Annotated in this window: 14 protein-coding genes; 11 read left to right on the top strand and 3 right to left on the bottom strand. The window is 46.4% G+C overall.

Annotation, left to right across the window (positions count from 1 at the left end):
• The first annotated feature begins 5 nt into the window (after positions 1-5).
• The 8 genes from KO537_RS11980 (at position 6) to KO537_RS11945 (ending at position 6,825) form a co-directional block, all read left to right on the top strand.
• On the top strand, positions 6-965 hold the full coding sequence (locus KO537_RS11980; protein ID WP_006081228.1) for a beta-ketoacyl-ACP synthase III: 960 nt from the start codon (positions 6-8) through the stop codon (positions 963-965).
• Positions 966-1,027: 62 nt separating this feature from the next.
• Positions 1,028-1,954 carry an ACP S-malonyltransferase gene (gene fabD / locus KO537_RS11975; RefSeq protein ID WP_173245461.1) on the top strand — a complete coding sequence of 309 codons (927 nt, stop codon included), beginning with the start codon at positions 1,028-1,030 and terminating at the stop codon, positions 1,952-1,954.
• Positions 1,955-1,963: 9 nt separating this feature from the next.
• Positions 1,964-2,710, top strand: coding sequence for a 3-oxoacyl-ACP reductase FabG (gene fabG / locus KO537_RS11970; protein WP_006081230.1), 747 nt, complete (start codon positions 1,964-1,966; stop codon positions 2,708-2,710).
• A 164-nt stretch (positions 2,711-2,874) separates the two neighbouring features.
• Positions 2,875-3,108: an acyl carrier protein gene (acpP, locus tag KO537_RS11965; RefSeq protein WP_006081231.1), complete on the top strand. Its 234-nt coding sequence runs from the start codon at positions 2,875-2,877 to the stop codon at positions 3,106-3,108.
• A 236-nt stretch (positions 3,109-3,344) separates the two neighbouring features.
• Entirely contained in the window at positions 3,345-4,583 is a 1,239-nt protein-coding gene (fabF, locus tag KO537_RS11960; protein ID WP_006087466.1) for a beta-ketoacyl-ACP synthase II, read from the top strand.
• A 232-nt stretch (positions 4,584-4,815) separates the two neighbouring features.
• Positions 4,816-5,184, top strand: coding sequence for a hypothetical protein (locus tag KO537_RS11955; RefSeq protein WP_028760367.1), 369 nt, complete (start codon positions 4,816-4,818; stop codon positions 5,182-5,184).
• Positions 5,185-5,301: 117 nt separating this feature from the next.
• Positions 5,302-5,781 carry an acyl-CoA thioesterase gene (locus tag KO537_RS11950; RefSeq protein WP_105252855.1) on the top strand — a complete coding sequence of 160 codons (480 nt, stop codon included), beginning with the start codon at positions 5,302-5,304 and terminating at the stop codon, positions 5,779-5,781.
• A gap of 168 nt (positions 5,782-5,949) precedes the next feature.
• Complete coding sequence (locus tag KO537_RS11945; protein ID WP_173245458.1) at positions 5,950-6,825, top strand: NAD(P)-dependent oxidoreductase; 876 nt, start codon at positions 5,950-5,952, stop codon at positions 6,823-6,825.
• A 204-nt stretch (positions 6,826-7,029) separates the two neighbouring features.
• Here the strand turns inward: KO537_RS11945 and KO537_RS11940 are convergent, their stop codons facing one another.
• Entirely contained in the window at positions 7,030-7,878 is an 849-nt protein-coding gene (locus tag KO537_RS11940) for a D-hexose-6-phosphate mutarotase (protein ID WP_219234552.1), read from the bottom strand.
• 229 nt (positions 7,879-8,107) lie between these two features.
• Between KO537_RS11940 and KO537_RS11935 the strand changes: the two genes are divergently transcribed.
• The 3 genes from KO537_RS11935 to KO537_RS11925 all read left to right on the top strand — a co-directional run bounded on the left by KO537_RS11935 (position 8,108) and on the right by KO537_RS11925 (position 13,929).
• The gene (locus tag KO537_RS11935) at positions 8,108-9,898 is read left to right on the top strand and encodes an acyl-CoA dehydrogenase C-terminal domain-containing protein (protein WP_028760363.1); all 1,791 of its coding nucleotides are present in this window, start codon (positions 8,108-8,110) and stop codon (positions 9,896-9,898) included.
• 396 nt (positions 9,899-10,294) lie between these two features.
• On the top strand, positions 10,295-12,541 hold the full coding sequence (locus tag KO537_RS11930; RefSeq protein WP_219234604.1) for a TonB-dependent receptor: 2,247 nt from the start codon (positions 10,295-10,297) through the stop codon (positions 12,539-12,541).
• 242 nt (positions 12,542-12,783) lie between these two features.
• Positions 12,784-13,929, top strand: coding sequence for a patatin family protein (locus tag KO537_RS11925; RefSeq protein ID WP_173496532.1), 1,146 nt, complete (start codon positions 12,784-12,786; stop codon positions 13,927-13,929).
• 170 nt (positions 13,930-14,099) lie between these two features.
• On the opposite strand, the gene asnB is transcribed toward KO537_RS11925, so the two are convergent.
• Both asnB and KO537_RS11915 read right to left on the bottom strand, forming a co-directional pair.
• Complete coding sequence (gene asnB / locus KO537_RS11920) at positions 14,100-15,764, bottom strand: asparagine synthase B (protein ID WP_105252850.1); 1,665 nt, start codon at positions 15,762-15,764, stop codon at positions 14,100-14,102.
• A 572-nt stretch (positions 15,765-16,336) separates the two neighbouring features.
• The gene (locus KO537_RS11915) at positions 16,337-18,013 is read right to left on the bottom strand and encodes a M28 family metallopeptidase (protein WP_219234551.1); all 1,677 of its coding nucleotides are present in this window, start codon (positions 18,011-18,013) and stop codon (positions 16,337-16,339) included.
• Between the last annotated feature and the right edge of the window lie 173 nt (positions 18,014-18,186).

Below are 18,186 nucleotides of genomic sequence, written 5' to 3'. Positions count from 1 at the left end.
TCCTTATGCATACAAAAATTCTCGGAACTGGTAGTTATCTACCGGTGCAGGTGCGTAGCAATCAAGATTTGGAAAAAATGGTGGAAACCACTGACCAATGGATTGTTGAACGTACAGGTATATCAGAACGTCGCATTGCGGCTTTCGATGAAACCGTTTCAACTATGGGCTACCAAGCGGCATTAAAAGCGCTAGAAATGGCTGGCATAGAAGCATCAGATTTAGACATGATCGTTTGCGGTACCACCAGTGCTCCCAATGCTTTTCCGGCAGCGGCCTGTGAAATTCAAGCCATGCTTGGCGTGCATACCATTCCAGCTTTTGATATCGCAGCGGCGTGTTCAGGCTTTGTTTATGCTTTATCTGTTGCCGATCAATTTGTAAAAACGGGCGCGGCTAAAAAAGTATTAGTGATTGGTGCCGATGTACTGTCTCGCTTATGTGAGCCAGAAGATCGTTCAACGATTATTTTATTTGGTGATGGTGCGGGCGCGGTTGTGATAGGCGCATCCGAAACGCCAGGGATCATTTCGACCCACATTTATGCCGACGGTCGCCAAGGTGACTTATTGAAATGCGCTTTCCCACCACGCCAAGGCGAAACCTCTGAAGCGGTCGGTTTTATGACCATGAAAGGCAACGATGTCTTTAAAGTGGCTGTGACTCAATTGTCCCATGTGGTGACTGAGACGTTACGCATTAACAATATCGATAAGTCAGAAATTGACTGGTTAGTGCCACATCAAGCTAACTTCCGAATTATCAATGCTACCGCTAAAAAGCTCGATATGAGTCTTGATAAAGTCGTATTGACCTTAGCTAAACACGGTAATACTTCTGCCGCGTCAGTGCCCATTGCATTGGATGAAGCCGTACGTGATGGCCGTATTCAGCGCGGACAACTACTGCTGCTTGAGGCCTTTGGTGCTGGGTTTGCGTGGGGCAGTGCGCTCATTCGTTTCTAAGTTCTACATGTGTGTTCCACATGATTTTTCAATAAATTAAGTTAGCCATAGGTAATTTGAATATGGAAAATGTTGCTTTTGTATTTCCGGGTCAAGGTTCACAAGCCCTAGGCATGTTAGCCGAGCTTGCCGAATCTCATGCTGTTGTTGGACAAACCTTTGCTGAGGCGAGTGACGTCTTAGGTTATGATCTGTGGGCATTGGTTCAGCAAGGTCCTGTTGAAAGCTTAAATGAAACCGATAAAACTCAACCAGCCCTATTAGCGGCGAGCGTGGCGATTTGGCGTACCTATGTGGCTTCAGGCAAACCTATGCCTGCTATACTCGCGGGTCACAGCTTAGGCGAGTATTCTGCTTTAGTTTGCGCTGGTGTGATGGATTTTAAAGACGCGATTAAGTTGGTGGAATTACGTGGTCAACTGATGCAGCAAGCGGTTCCAGCTGGCACGGGTGCTATGTATGCGATTATCGGTTTGGACAACGAGAGTATCGCTAATGCCTGCGCCGAAGTGGCTCAAGGTGACGTGGTGAGTCCAGTTAACTTTAACAGTCCTGGTCAAGTGGTCATTGCAGGTCAAAAAGACGCAGTTGAGCGCGCTGCAGTAGCTTGTAAAGCTGCGGGCGCTAAAATGGCGGTGGCTCTACCTGTCAGCGTGCCATCACACTGTGCATTAATGAAACCTGCGGCGGATAAACTGGCCGTGGCATTAAACGATGTACAGTTTAATACCCCAACAATTACAGTGATTAATAACGTTGATGTGGCATCACCCACCTCTGCTGATGACATTAAAGATGCGTTAGTGCGTCAGTTATATTGTCCTGTCCGCTGGAGCGAAACTGTTGAGCTAATGGCCCAAAAAGGCATTACCCAACTGGTGGAATGTGGTCCTGGTAAAGTATTGACAGGATTAGCAAAACGAATTAATAAATCACTATCAGCCCAAGCGGTTAATGATGTTGCTTCATTAGCAGCATTAACTGAGTAAGGAGTTTATATGAGTTTCAACCTGAATTTAACAGGCAAAGTGGCTTTGGTGACAGGTGCGAGCCGCGGTATTGGCCGTGCGATCGCTGAGACACTGGTCGAAGCAGGTGCAGTGGTTATTGGAACCGCAACCAGTGAGAAGGGCGCTGCGGCAATCCAAGAATATCTGGGTGACAAAGGTTTTGGTTTAGTGCTTAATGTCACAGATAGTGAATCTGTTACACATTTATTCGCCTCGATCAAAGAAAAAGCGGGTGATGTTGATATTCTAGTCAACAACGCGGGTATAACCCGTGATAATCTGCTGATGCGGATGAAAGATGATGAATGGCAGGATATTATCGACACTAACCTGACATCGTTATTTAGACTGTCAAAACCTGTGATGCGTACCATGATGAAAAAGCGCTTTGGCCGAATCATCAATATCGGTTCAGTGGTAGGCACCATGGGCAATGCAGGTCAAGTTAACTACTCGGCAGCAAAGGCGGGTTTGATTGGATTTACAAAATCTCTTGCAAGAGAGGTTGCATCTCGTCAAATTACAGTTAATGCTATCGCTCCTGGATTTATCCAGACCGATATGACAGATGAGCTGACCGAAGAGCAGCAAAAAGCTATCATGTCACAGGTTCCGATGGAACGATTAGGGCAAGCGCAAGAAATTGCCAATGCAGTGCTCTTTTTGGCCTCGGACTCAGCCGCTTACATCACAGGCGAAACTTTGCATGTGAATGGCGGCATGTACATGGTTTAAGGGCGAATGGCAGGGATTTCTGTCGCAACTGAGTAGTGATCTGTATCAATTGATAGTGAAATTTCGTGGTTAGACCACGAAAACTAAGCTTGCATTGTCAGCCAAATCTAATAAACTACTCGCAATCTTACGCAAGTGCGTAATTTGAATAGGAAAGAAAACTAATGAGCAACATCGAAGAACGTGTAAAGAAAATCATTGTAGAGCAACTGGGCGTTAAAGAAGAAGACGTTAAGCCAGCGGCATCTTTCGTTGACGATCTGGGTGCAGATTCTCTGGACACTGTTGAGTTGGTTATGGCTCTGGAAGAAGAGTTTGATACCGAGATCCCTGATGAAGAAGCTGAAAAGATCACTACTGTTCAAGCAGCGATCGACTACGTTTCTAAGAATCAGTAATTCTGAATTCTTGAAGACAGGCGGCATTTTTGCCGCCTGTTTTTGTTTTACCCCCGTCAAATTCTGCCTCCGTGCCATTCAATCGTCTCTGGATCGTGTTTTAATTGTTATCCACGAGATGCTCGCCGCAGATTGGCGAATTTTTCTAAATAAAAATTATTTAAGAAATTGTCTAATGATAGAAAACCCTGTGTCCTCTATCTGAATTAACAAATTAGCATTTAAAGGTGACTGCCGTGTCTAAACGTCGTGTAGTGGTAACCGGTTTGGGGTTAGTAACTCCAGTGGGCAATACTGTCGATACTACTTGGAAGGCTTTGCTTTCGGGTAAGAGTGGTATTGCACCGATAACCAAATTTGATGCCAGTGAATTTACCACTCGTTTCAGTGGTTCAGTAAAAGATTTCGATGTTGAGCAATACGTAACGAAAAAAGACGCCCGTAAGATGGACCTCTTTATTCAATACGGTATGGCGGCTGGCATCCAAGCTATCCAAGACTCAGGTCTGGACATGAGTAAAGAAAACCCTGGTCGTGTCGGTACTGCTATTGGTGCGGGTATGGGCGGTATGTGGTTGATTGAACAAGGTCACAGCGCATTGATGAATGGTGGCCCGCGTAAGGTTTCTCCTTTTTTCGTACCTAGTACCATCATCAATATGATTTCGGGCCACTTGTCGATCATGTTTGGCATGAAAGGGCCAAATTTCGCCGTGACGACCGCTTGTACTACGGGCGTGCATAATATCGGTTTCGCGGCGCGTACCATTGCCTATGGTGATGCAGACGTGATGGTTGCGGGCGGTGCTGAGGATGTCACTTCTCCTTTAGGCGTGGCAGGTTTTGGTGCAGCGAAAGCATTATCGACACGCAATGACGATCCGACTGCGGCGAGCCGTCCATGGGATAAAGACCGTGATGGTTTTGTGATCGGTGATGGCGCTGGTGTGATGGTGATGGAAGAGTACGAACACGCAAAAGCGCGCGGTGCGACCATTTACGGCGAATTAGTCGGTTTTGGTATGAGCGGTGATGCGTTCCACATGACATCGCCTCCAAGCGACGGAGCAGGCGCTGCGGCGGCTATGGTCAATGCTATTAATGACGCTAAGTTATCACTGGAGCAAATTGGTTATATCAATGCCCACGGTACGTCGACGCCAGCAGGTGATAAAGCGGAAGCGGCAGCGGTTAAGTCAGTATTTGGCGACCACGCTTATAAAGTACTGGTTAGCTCGACTAAATCGATGACGGGTCACCTATTAGGTGCTGCGGGTGCGGTTGAAGCGATTTTCACTTTGCTAGCACTGCGTGACCAAGCCGTACCGCCAACCATCAACTTGGATAATCCAGACGAAGGTTGTGACTTAGATTTTGTTGCCCATACAGCCCGTGACGTGAAGATGGATTACGCTCTGTGTAACTCCTTCGGTTTTGGTGGGACTAACGGTTCATTACTGTTCAAGAAAGTGTAAAACACGCATTTATGGTGTAAAACACAGTGAAAAAATGCGCCTGAGGGCGCATTTTTTATGGGTCAAATTCATTGCTCATGTGAGTTGAACTCCGTTATCTTATGGCTTTATTGTGATAGATGTCACTTTCTAACTGTATGATATCCATAGTGTTAACATTTGTTCATCAAGCTTGTTTAATTCTAGTGACCACAGATAATGACAGACATATTCAATCTTAATGGAGTGTGTCATGTTAAATCCCGCGGTGATCCCGCTTGTTCCCCTCATTGGCGCATTAACTGCCAATCTGACCGAATTGATCCGCGGTGAGTTTAAAGTGTGGCATCCAAACATGGACATTGGGATCAAGACTTTTACCTTAGCAATCGCTGCTTACGTGGTGGTTTGGTTTGCCTTATTGGTGACGGCGATTAACGTCGGTGGCGATAGCAATATGTCTTCGGGCCTCGAAGTGCTTGGTTTCTTTATGTTTGGCTTAGGCGTTTACACTTTTGCTAAGGGTACACGTTTCGTCAGTAGTGAATTTCAGCTATGGATTTATCGTTTAGCGTTGCCGAGTTTATTGCTTTGCTGCGTGCTTATTAGCCACTTTGGTTAAATCGAATTTTTTGACGAGGCCAATCGTAATTATTTTTACGCTAATGGCGCTTTCTATCGTAAACTCAGCCTATTGCACGAAACATTGAGCCACAGTGGCTGAATAAGTTGAGGTTATATGGCTGGTATAGATAGACAAAGTACCCTGAGATTTTTGTCAGAGCCTGCGGATGTGAATTTTGGTGGTAAAGTTCACGGCGGCGCTGTGATGAAGTGGATCGATCTCGCGGCTTATGCCTGTGCAGCGGGCTGGAGCGGTAAATATTGTATTACTGCTTATGCGGGCGGTATTCGTTTTGTGCAACCCATTTTGGTGGGCAATATCGTTGAAGTCAGCGCAAAAGTGATTTATACGGGTAAAACTTCTATGCATATCGGTATCGATGTGCGAGCGGGCGATCCTAAAGTTTCTGAGCGTCATCTCACCACCCATTGTATTGTGATCATGGTCGCAGTTGATGAAGATGGCCTACCTACGCCAGTGCCTGAGTGGATACCACAGACGGAACATGATATTCATTTGCGGGATTCTGCACTGCGCTTGATGGAAATGCGTAAAAAGATTGGCGCCGAAATGGAAGCCCATGTGGTGAAATAGCCCCATAAATTAAATCAACAAAGGCGCTTAAGGCGCCTTTGTTGTTTTTAGCGAAAAGTGCATTTATCACTCGCTCCGATTTCATTCTGACGTTACCGTTGATGAATGTTAAACTGCGGCCACTATTTTGAATCGATTCATTTTGTTTGTCTATTTAAGGATCAGCTCATGGCAAAAGTCGCATTTATTGGTTTAGGCGTAATGGGATATCCCATGGCGAGGCATTTACTGAACAAAGGCCATGAGGTCACTGTTTATAATCGTACTTTTACCAAGGCGCAAACTTGGGTCGACACCTATGGTGGTCGCTGCTGTCCAACACCTAAGGAAGCGGCAGAGGGTCAAGATATTGTGTTTACTTGCGTGGGCAATGATAACGATCTGCGTGAAGTGGTATTAGGCAGTGATGGCGTTATTCATGGGATGGAAAAGGGCGCTGTGCTGGTTGACCATACTACGGCTTCGGCCGATGTCGCTCGTGAGCTTGCCAAAGTCTTAGCCGAAAAGGGCATTGATTTCCTCGATGCGCCCGTGTCTGGCGGCCAAGCGGGCGCTGAAAATGGCGCCTTGACTGTGATGGTCGGCGGCGATGAAGCGGTATTTGAGCGTGTTAAACCCGTGATTGAAGCCTTTGCCCGCTGCGCCGAGCGTTTAGGTGACGTCGGTGCAGGTCAGTTAACTAAGATGGTGAACCAAATTTGTATCGCGGGTGTGGTGCAAGGTTTGGCAGAAGCGCTGCAATTTGCCCGTAAAGCGGGACTCGATGGCGAGAAAGTCATTGAAGTGATCAGCAAAGGCGCGGCGCAAAGCTGGCAGATGGAAAATCGCTACAAGACGATGTGGGGCCAAAGCTATGAGTTTGGTTTTGCCGTCGATTGGATGCGTAAAGACTTAGGCATAGCCTTAGAAGAAGCCCGCCGCAATGGTTCACATTTGCCATTGACCGCTTTGGTGGATCAATTCTATTCAGAAGTTCAGGGCATGGGCGGTAACCGTTGGGATACGTCTAGCTTGCTGGCGCGCTTAGAGAAATCGGCGAAATAAGTTTTACCTTAAGTTTCATCGTTATAACAACTTAGGTTTTGTAGTGATAAAACTTTGGTTTCGGAGTGATAAACACTCTGGTTTCGCAGTGATAGGTTTTGCAATGATAAAAATGCCCAGTTTCGATTGCGTTGGCAAATAGGACTGGGCATTTTTGTTTGTATCGTTTTTGACTAGGACATTAAGAGCTAGGATATTTAATCGTTAGTCTTTCCAGCAAATATGGGTCACTAAACTGTGGGTTTCACCTGGTGCGAGCACGACTTTATCTTCTAATACATTGGCCGCTTCTAGGCAGACCATGGTCAGATAATCTTCTGGATTAAATCGGCCCAGGCGTTGTGACTTTTCAATCCATGGGTTCCATAATACCGCTGATTGGCTGTTTTCACGGCTGACTTCGATTGTCCCCTGCGGTGTATGCAATAACTGCACTGGGCCGAGATCGGTATAGACACGGTCTGTCTCACGATCAAACAGCACTTCATCCGTGGTTTGCGGGTAAGGCCCCTCGGCAAATTCGATGTATTTTGACCCACTAAAACCGCTGGCTTTGAGTTGGTGGATATCCTCAATCGGGAAATAGCTGTGCAACGCTTGGGTAAGCGTGACGGTTTCATCGCTTGAATTGGTATTCACAAGGCTAATGCTTAGGGTGTCGCCTAGGGTGAATAACACGCAGACCTCAGTGTTATGCGGCCAATAGATTTTATCTTGCTCACTGATTTTTAAGCTAAAACGTAAATCCACTAACTGATTACGCATTTCTACCGATTCCAGCGCCCAAATACGGGTACGGGCGAAACCGTGTTGGGGAAAGTTCGCTTCACTACTCATGCCAAACCAAGGCCAGCATACGGGTACACCGCCACGGATCCCATTACCGGGTTGATAATCGTCAGCCGATGAAACCCACAGCAAAGGTGGTTTGCCTACGGGTTGAAAATAGTCTATTTGCGCGCCCTGCAAAAAAATTCTTGCCTGACATAACGCCGTATTCACTTCGACATAATCGAGCCCGTTGGCGTGCTTTTTAGTAGTGACAGAACCCATAGTAACAATATCCTTAACTCTGCTGACATATCAGAAAAACAGGCAGTTAGCTTACAAAGTTTTCCGCGATAACATAAGGCTTTGTTGCGATCAATTTACGGTTTCGCTGTTCGTTTGTGTAAACAAAAGTCTTTGCTGGCCGTTGTGGTGCTTTCTTTTTCGGCAGATTTAGCTAAAGTGGTCAGATCACTTAGTTGAGTTGCAGTCTAACAAGAAAAGGGAAGCGATTATGCCAGTCTATCAAGCGCCGCTGCGCGACTATCAATTTATCCTCAATGAAATGTTACATATTTATCAGCAAGATGCTCTCAAGGGGTTCGATGAAATCGATCCAGATCTTGTTGATGCGATCCTGCAAGGTATGGCCGACTTTAGTACTGAAGTTATGTTACCGCTCAATAGTGTCGGCGATCTGCAAGGCTGTAAGTTGGTCGATGGTAAGGTGATTACACCGGAAGGATTTGATAATGCCTATCGGCAGTTTGTTGATAATGGTTGGCCGACGCTGACCTGCGATCCTGAATATGGCGGCCAAGGCTTACCCGAAGTGGTGGGGATTTTTGCCACTGAGATACAAACGGCAACCAATATGGCCTTTGCCATGTATCCCGGTTTGACCCATGGCGCCTATGCCGCCATCCATGCCCACGGCAGTGATGCGCTCAAGCAAAAATATTTAAGCAAATTAGTCAGCGGTGAATGGACGGGAACCATGAACCTGACCGAGTCCCACGCCGGTACTGACTTAGCCTTATTACGCACCAAAGCCGTGTCAGTATCCGAAGGCGTTTTTGCCATTACTGGCGAGAAGATTTTTATCTCCTCAGGCGATCATCAACTCACCGACAATATAGTGCACCTCGTATTAGCCCGTTTGCCGGATGCGCCTGAAGGCGTGAAGGGCATATCTTTGTTCGCCGTGCCTAAAGTATTAGTGAATAACGATGGTAGTTTAGGCGCACCGAACACTTTATATGCCAGTGGCCTTGAACATAAGATGGGCATTCACGGTAACTCAACTTGTGTGATGGTATTTGAAGCTGCGCTGGGCGAGCTTGTCGGCGAGCCACACCAAGGACTGCGAGCCATGTTTACTATGATGAACCAAGCGCGTTTAGGCGTGGGCGTGCAAGGGCTGGGCGTCTCTGAGATTGCCTATCAAAATGCGCTGGCCTATGCCAAAGACAGATTACAGAGCCGCGCCTTAAGTGGTGCCAAAGCCCCAGAAAAAGCCGCCGATCCAATTTTGGTTCACGGCGATGTGCGCCGCATGTTGCTCTCGCAAAAAGCCTTCAATGAAGGCGCAAGAGCCTTAGTTGGACAACAAGCTTTGTGGCTCGATGAAGCTGAGCGTCATAGCGATCCCGCAAAAGCCAAAGTTGCCTCCCAATTAGCGGCACTGTTCACGCCAGTGGTGAAAGGTTTTATCACTAACCGTGGTTTTAATGCCTGTGTCGATGCACAGCAAGTGTTTGGTGGACATGGTTATATTCATGAGTGGGGTATGGAGCAATTTGTGCGTGATAGCCGTATTGCACTGATTTATGAAGGCACTAACGGTATTCAGGCATTGGATTTAGTGGGGCGTAAGCTGCTTAGCGACCGCGGTGCGGCGATGCAGCAATGGTCGGCGTTAGTGACTGAGTTTATTAAGTCACATAGCACGAATGCGGCGATGCAACCTTACGTGAGTGGTTTAATGGATTGTGCGGGTGATTTGCAAAAGGCTAGCGGTTATTTAGCTTCGCAGGCAGCGACCAATCCTGACATTATCGGCGCAGCCTCTATGGCTTATCTGGAGTTATTTGGGGTGACTGCGCTGGCGTGGATGTGGGCCAGAAGTGCCGCAGTGGCATTAGCGGCGCTGGAGCAGGGCACCGAAGAAACTGCATTTTATCAGGCCAAATTGAAAACTGCCGATTTCTACATGGCTTACTGGGCGGTGCAAGGTCGCAGTCTGCGTAAGCAAATCGAGCAGGCGAGTGAAATGCTAACTCAATTGGATGAAGCTATCTTTTAAGCATTCACCTTATAGGCTGAGTTAAGCCTTTGCTTAAAAACAGCTCAACAACAGTCAAAACCAGCGTCTTGTCGCTGGTTTTTATTTTTATATCGTTTAAATCTTTAACTTATTGTTTTTATTAAGCTGCACGCAAATACTCAGCTTGATGCTGTGAGTCTCTATTTCATTCCACATTAAAACTTCCATCGAAGGTTTGTGTTACTGGCGCTCTCTTTTGTTTGAGTCATAACCAAACATAACGAGGATTATGTGGGTTGATGTCGATGATTTATTAAACGCGTTTCACAATTGTGTAAATTCAAATGATAATTATTGTCATTCGTAAATCATTCTTTATAATGACGGCCAATTCGTTTGAATACATTTGTAAACCCTTTGGTTTATGCCATTTTTATGCGCTCGCGCTGGGGACATTCTGTGAAGACTCGTTTCGCCTACTCATTAATCGCACTTGCACTCGCTCAACATCAGTCGGCATTCGCCGCTGAAACTGTACTCGATAAAGAGGCTCCACAGCAGACCTTGTCTACGAGCTCACCAGTCCCCAGTCCTGCATCGACTCAATCCGCAGCCGATGGGGAGATAAAACTCGCAGCACCTGAGCGTATTGCTGTCCATGGCCGTGCAATGCAAATGTACGTCGATAAAGAAACGACAGTTGGCACTAAGACGGCGATTAATGTGATGGAATTGCCGCAGTCGGTGCAAGTGCTGACCGAGCAATTAATCGTCGACCAAGCGGCGCGCAATATTACCGATTTATACCGCTCTATCGCGGGCGTGAGTGAGTTTAGTTATTCGGGCGTGACCTTTCGCGGTTTCCGTGACGATGCCAACGTCTTTTATGATGGCGTAAGGGGCGATCCCTATTCGGGATTTTCTGTGCCGCAACTCTTTAACGTGCAGCGGGTTGAAGTGTTAAAAGGCCCTGCATCCGCACTTTATGGCGGTGGTGAACCTGGCGGCATGATCAACTATGTCACTAAAAAACCGACCTTTGTTGAAAGTAAAGAGCTAACCTTAAGCACGGGCAGCGAGGATATGATGGGCGGCTCGCTGGATTTCACCGGTGGCTTAACCCAAAATCTTGCCTATCGCTTTGGCGCCTATTATCAGCAGGAAGATAGCTTTCGCAATAATGCCGATAGTCAAAATGCCGAAGTGGCGGGTGGGTTACTCTACGAAATCAGTGATGATACTAAGCTCACTACCACTTTCGATATTATTAAGCAGGATTTAGGTGGCAATCGACTGCGCGGCGTTCCTGTCGATAATGACGGTAACTTCCTGGTTGCGCCGTCCTATAATGCCAATGAGAAGAGTGACTTCCAGAAGATGGATGCACTGGTGCTGCAATCGATTCTCGATCATCAATTTACCGATAATTTCTCGGTCAAGACTCAGATCCGTTATCTGAATAATGATTCCACGCAGCAATATCATGAATCGAGAGGTTGGGCGACCTTAGATGCCAATAAAAAGCCCATTATGGGTGATGGCACCATTAAGCGTGAATACCGAGTTCAAGCACGGGCTAATGATGAAATCAGTTTAACCAATGATTTTGTCTATGCATTCGATGCTTTAGGTTTTGAACATGAATTCCTGTTCGGCGGCGACTATCACTATGTCGAAACCGAATATCAGTACAAATTGGCGACTGATAAGGATGGTGTTGGTAACTTGAATATTTTTGACCTTAACTATGGTGAAACCGACCCTAATAGTTACAACTTGAAGGATAAAAATACCGATGGTACCCGCGCTAACCGTTACGGCATTTATGTACAGGAACATCTGCACTTTAATGAACAGTGGTCATTGATTGCCGGTCTGCGTTTTAGCCAGTTTGATGATTATGATAAAAATACCGGTTTCTCCTTCAGCGATAACGCGATAACGCCAAGAGCAGGGCTTAATTATCGCCCAATCGATTCCATGTCCTTTTATTTGAATTACTCGGAGAGCTTCAATCCAGCATCTTTAACCAATCAAGCGGAAGATATTGGTGACGGTTTCCTCGATCCAGAAACGGGCAATCAAATTGAACTTGGGATGAAAAATGAATGGCTTGATGGCCAGTTTATGACCACGCTTGCTGTGTATCGCATTGAAAAACAAAATGTCGCCCAAGCTAACCCTTTAGATACTGGTGATGACGATGGTATTCCCGCTTTACTTAATTTGGGTGAAGTACACAGTCAAGGCCTTGAATGGACGCTGGTGGGGGATTTAACCGATAACCTGACCGTCACGGCAAACTATGCCTATAACGAGACCGAAGTGGTTAAAGGGGTAACGAACGACAGTTTAACTAATACGTTTGATAGTAAGCACTTTGCCAATGCGCCGCGCCATCAAGCAGGGATATGGACCCGTTACGATATCAATGTACTCGATTCGGCGATTGCTTTTGGCATGGATTACGTGGGTGAACAGTTTAGCCTCGATGGCCAAACGGTGAAGCCCCATACCATTTTTGATATGAGCTGGACGACCCAGTGGGATCAAACTCAAGTTCGCTTAAATCTTAAAAATATCTTCGATAAAGAATATGCCGTCAGTGGTTTTAGCGAGCGTAATGGCCATTTCCCCGGTGAGCCGCGTAATATTACGCTTGAACTGAGTCATAAGTTTTAATGCATTGATGTAAAAATAGCTTGTTCGTTAAGGATGATGAGCAAGCTGGAGCGAATGGGTTAATCTTGCGCGAATAACCGCCGTAGCTCTCTGTCTGTATTCGTGCCTTTAGCATGGATTAACCTTGTGTAACTATCATCTTAATAGTGTTTACCTATTAAGATGATAGTTTCTATCCGTTATATTTTCTCATTCAGCTTGTTTAGACTCGCCTTATATGAATTATTCGATAAGGTTTTCCTATGCACGCCGTCAGCCACTTAGCCTCCAAAGACGCTCAATCTAACGCTAGCCCACAGGTGGCCCTGATTGCAGAAGGTGGTGGTCAGCGCGGTATATTCACCGCAGGCGTGCTTGATGCTTGGCTTGATGGCGGATTTGATCCCTTTGATTTGTTTATCGGTACCTCAGCAGGTTCACAGAATCTCAGCAGTTTTTTGGCCCGCCAAAAGGGTTATGCCAAACGCTTAATCCGCGGTTTATCGCGTCATAAACGCTTCTATCGACTCGGTCGCGGGTTAGTCGGCGGCAATGTAGTCGATTTAGATTGGTATTTTGAGCAGACTCGACAAGGGATGTTTAAATTAGATCTTAACGCAGCGACAGCCTCACTCGGTCATAGGCAGTTACTGATCACCACCACCAATGCCAGCGATCGCAAGGGATATTTTTTTAGTCCAAGCAGTAAAAGCCAGTGGCGCGAATTGCTTAAAGCCTCCAGCGCATTGCCATTTTTGTATAAACAAGGGGTGAAACTCACGCCTTGGCTGAGTGACCGCGCCTGTAATAGTGACAATGCCTGTAATAGCGACAAGGCTTCTAATAACGGTGCGGCTAATCATAACGCTTCTGATAACAGCGCCTCTGATCACGGCGCAGCATTAAGCGAAGGTATTGATAGTGATTTTTATCTCGACGGCGGTTTAGCAGCGCCTTTACCTGTGCGTGAGGCCTATCGTCGTGGTGCCCGCAAAATTGTGGTGATCCGTACTGTGAGCGAGGATTTTCAGGCGCAATCGGCTTGGGTTCACAAATTAAAATCTTGGATTTGTGTTTCTGGCTTTTGTCCGAAAACCATAGATTACTTAGTGCAGCACGAACAAGCCTATCAGGATGAATTGGATTTCATCGCTAATCCGCCAGAGGATGTGGAGATAGTGCAGATTTTTGCTGCTGAAAATTTGCAAAGTAAATTGCTGGGCAGTACCGATGCGGATTTACGCCATGATTATCATGTGGGGCTGAGTGCTGGAAAGCAGTTTTTAAGCTTAGATCCGATGGCGTTGACGCAGAGTAATGCTTATTTTCAAACTCAAGTGCAAACCAACGACAAGACTCAAATTCATACTAACGCTCAAATCCAGCCATTCAGTGCGCTGTCGGCCTAGTTTGGTATTTTAGCTAAGTCACCATTTTGTACGTGAGTAAGCAATAAAAGTAAAAAGCATTAAAATACAAGCGCCACCCTAGGGTGGCGCTTGTGGTTGGCTGTATTAACCAGTTCATCAATCTAGCTCATCAACCTAATTTATGAACCTAGTCCTTCAACGTTAGTCTATTAATAACTTGAGGTATGCACAGAGCGTACAGCTCGGCCCGATGGGTCGATAATGCCGCGTAAGCTTTCGTCCCAAGCCAATGCTTCTGGCGTTGAACAGGCGACGGATTTACCACCTGGAACCGTTTCTGCAGCGCCGCTCAGTGGATAATGTTCCTCAAAGAAGCAGCGATAGAAATAGGCTTCTTTGGTTTCTGGAGTGTTGTATGGGAAACGGAATTTCGCGTTCGCCAATTGTAAATCATCCACACGCGCCGCAGCTTGTTCTTTCAAACCGTCAATCCAAGAGTAGCCAACGCCGTCACTGAATTGTTCCTTTTGACGCCACGCCACTTCTTTTGGCAATTTATGCTCAAAGGCTTTACGCAGAATGTGTTTCTCAATACGGCCATCCTTAGACATTTTCGCTTCAGGGTTGATGCGCATCGCCACATCCATAAACTCTTTATCGAGGAAGGGCACGCGAGCTTCTAATCCCCAAGCGGCCATGGCTTTGTTGGCTCGCAGACAATCGAACAGATGCAGTTTATCGAGTTTGCGGACTAACTCCTCGTGGAATGCCTGTGCGTTTGGCGCTTTATGGAAGTATAAATAACCGCCAAATAGTTCGTCAGCACCTTCACCCGATAACACCATTTTAATGCCCATCGCTTTGATTTTACGCGCCATTAAATACATTGGCGTGGCAGCACGTATGGTGGTGACATCGTAGGTTTCTAAGTGATAGATCACTTCTTTAATCGCATCTAAGCCTTCTTGGAAGGTGAAATGGATCTCATGGTGAATCGTACCAATCGCTTCGGCGACCTTTTTGGCGGCGATTAAATCTGGCGCACCTTCAAGGCCGACGGCAAAGGAATGTAACTGTGGCCACCAAGCGTTGGTTTCGCCATCGTCTTCAATGCGGCGTTTAGCAAAGGTTTGCGTCACGGCGGAAATGATCGAGGAATCTAAGCCGCCCGACAGCAACACACCATAGGGCACGTCTGACATTAATTGGCGCTTGACCGCCGCTTCTAATGCGTCACGCAATTCTTCTTGGCTGGCTGGGTTATCTTTAACCGCATCATAGCTTTGCCAATCGCGAGTGTAGTATTTCACCGCGGCGGCATCGCTTGAGTACAAATATTGGCCCGGTAAGAATTCTTCTACGGTTTTACACACTGGCATCAAGGCTTTCATTTCGGAGGCAACATAGAAGTTACCCGCAGCGTCACGGCCTGTGTATAGCGGGATAATACCCATGTGATCGCGGCCGATAAGGTATCTGTCTTGGGCTTTGTCATATAACACAAAGGCGAAGATACCGTTTAATTTATCAAGAAATTCAGTGCCATATTCTTGATACAGCGCCAAGATCACTTCGCAGTCAGAGTTGGTTTGATAGCTGTACTTATCGCCTAACTGGGCTTTCAATTCTTTGTGGTTATAGATTTCGCCGTTGACCGCGAGGATCAAACTGCCATCTTCAGTCAGCAGCGGCTGGGCACCGTGTTCAATGTCAACAATTGCTAAACGTTCGTGGGCAAGAATCGCCTTATCACTGGCATAAATACCTGACCAGTCAGGGCCACGGTGGCGCATGAGCTTAGACATTTCTAGCGCGACTTGGCGCAGTTCTTTGGCATCAGATTGGATATCTAAAATCGAAAAGATTGAACACATAGTACAACTCCCACACTGTCTGTCATTTGAGGATGTCTCAATTGAGGTTTAATGTGCCAGCAATTTAGGTATTTGCCAAACACTATTTTTGACGTTTTATCTGTTTATTGGTGTTTTTGTTGATTTAGATGTTTATGTTTAATGATTTTATTTGATAATAATTCATTTAATTTGCGTTATTTTTGATGATTTGCTTTTATTATCTGATTTGGCATGAGGGGTTTTGGGGAATTCACAATGTGTTTTAAAAAAGTATCGATGATAGAAAAACCGCTAAAAAAGACCTTAAATAATGAGTTGTCCCGTTTAAGTGTTTTATTTTTAATCAATTAATGCGCTGAGTTTGACATCAAAAAATGGCATAAGCCTATTCATAATGGCGTTGTGGGATGGATATTTCGCGATAACGGCATTTTTTGTGAGCTGAAAACAAAAAAGCACGTGAATGGTTCACGTGCTTGTAGGTCTTGTTTGGCGCTTTGGCTGGCGGAGGAGGCGCTTTATTTCAAGCAGACGTCAATAAGAGATGACTAACCCAACTGTCTCTCGCAAGAAGCCACTGACTTAGCCTGTTATTTTGCGTCCGTTACAAGCGTCGTTTTGGCTGGGCGCAGGCTATTAAACTCTGTGCCTTGATAGTATCCCGGCCAATCTTTACTGTTGCCCAATGTGCGTGTGACTTGGTAGTAGATTTGCAAATCTTGCAGCGCGCCGCTCAAATCCCAGTCTTCACGGTATTCATCGCAGACATTGTGATAACAGCCCTTCATTGTAGCTTGCATCTGAGTTTTATAAGCAGCCGTGGCTTCATCAACGGGGTCGCTACCGCCGCCGGCAAAGACGGCGGGCACGCCTAGTTTGGCAAAGCTGAAATGATCTGAACGGAAGAAACCGCCCGAGGCGGGATTTTTCTCACCCATGGCGATGCGGTTTTGTTGTTTAGCCGCATCGATAAGATAAGTTTCTAACTCAGATTTACCTTTGCCGACGATGGTAAAGTCTTTGGTTTTGCCATAGATATTAGTGCTGTCGAGGTTTAACACTGCCACGGTTTTGTCGATAGGATAAAGTGGATTAGCGGCGTAATAGCGTGAACCGAGTAAGCCCTGTTCTTCACCTGTGGTAGCGATAAAGGTGACCGAGCGCGCTAAACCATGGCCTTGTTTGGCATTGTCGGCTAATTGTCTGGCGATTTCGAGAATGCCAGCAGTGCCAGAGGCATTATCCATGGCACCGTTATAAATTTGATCGCCTGTTTTCGTCTCGTCTTTACCTATGTGATCCCAATGAGCGGTAAACAAGATTTGCTCGTCGGCTTGTGTGCTGCCTGGAAGTGTGGCGACCACATTGTAGCTATTCGCGTATTCGGCTTTATTTTTAAAGGCGATGTTGGCCGTTTGCTCAAGGGGTAAATTGATTGAGCTGTCGGCGGCGCGTGCCATTAAATTAGGCAGTGATAAACCGGCTTTATCGAACAGTTGTGTAGCCGCGTCCAATGTAAGCCAGCCTTCGACTTGGATACGGCTATCTTGTTCTGCTTTACTGAGGACCAGATCTTGCTGTGGTCCAGTCCAACTATTTTCTATCACGGACCAAGGGTAAGAGGCGGGCTCGGTATCATGGATAATCAGTGCGCCGAGTGCGCCTTGACGACTGGCTTCTTCAAATTTGTAGCTCCAACGGCCGTAATAGGTCATGGCTTTGCCGTTGAATTTACCCGAGTCAGGGCGAGCAAAGCCGGGATCGTTCACTAAGATCACCGCGATTTTGCCTTTCATGTCGAGATCTTGGTAATCATTCCAACCATATTCAGGGGCGTTCACCCCATAGCCGACGAAGACTAATGGCGCGTTCTCAATACTAATACCACCGTTATCGTGGCGACTGCTGAGCACTAGATCTTTTCGGTATTTAAAGGGTAAGCCTGCCAGCGTGACTTGCTGCGCTTCATCTGCTGTATAGCTCACCATAGGCACTGGTTGTAAAAAGCTGCCTTGGTACGCGCCCTTGAGTCCCATCTCTGTAAAGGCTTTGGTCAAATAGTCCAAGGTGAGTTTTTCACCGTGAGTTGTCGGCGCACGGCCTTCAAATTCATCGGATGACAGGGCTTTAATATCATTTCTAAAGCGCGCTTCATTAAACTTCACTGGTTTGAGTTCAGCCAAAGTGCTGTTGCCATCAGGCTCTGATACATTCGGACTACAGGCACTGAGCATGGCCAGCGCACAGAGGGGATACAGACGTCGCATAGGTTAATCCTACTGTTGTTTTAATTAAGGTATTTTAGATTTATGTTAATCAATCAGAAGCGAGACTTATCATGAAGCAAGCCGCTGTGAGCCACAAGGCTGAGAAGAAGGCGAATATGTTACTTAATGTTGCTTTACCCTATGCAATACGCCTTTGGGCGAGGCGTGTTGCA

This window comes from Shewanella sp. NKUCC01_JLK (assembly GCF_019345615.1).
Taxonomy (GTDB): Bacteria; Pseudomonadota; Gammaproteobacteria; order Enterobacterales; family Shewanellaceae; genus Shewanella; species Shewanella oncorhynchi.
Note: the sequence above shows the minus strand (reverse complement) of the source record. Positions and strands in the feature narration are given on the sequence as shown.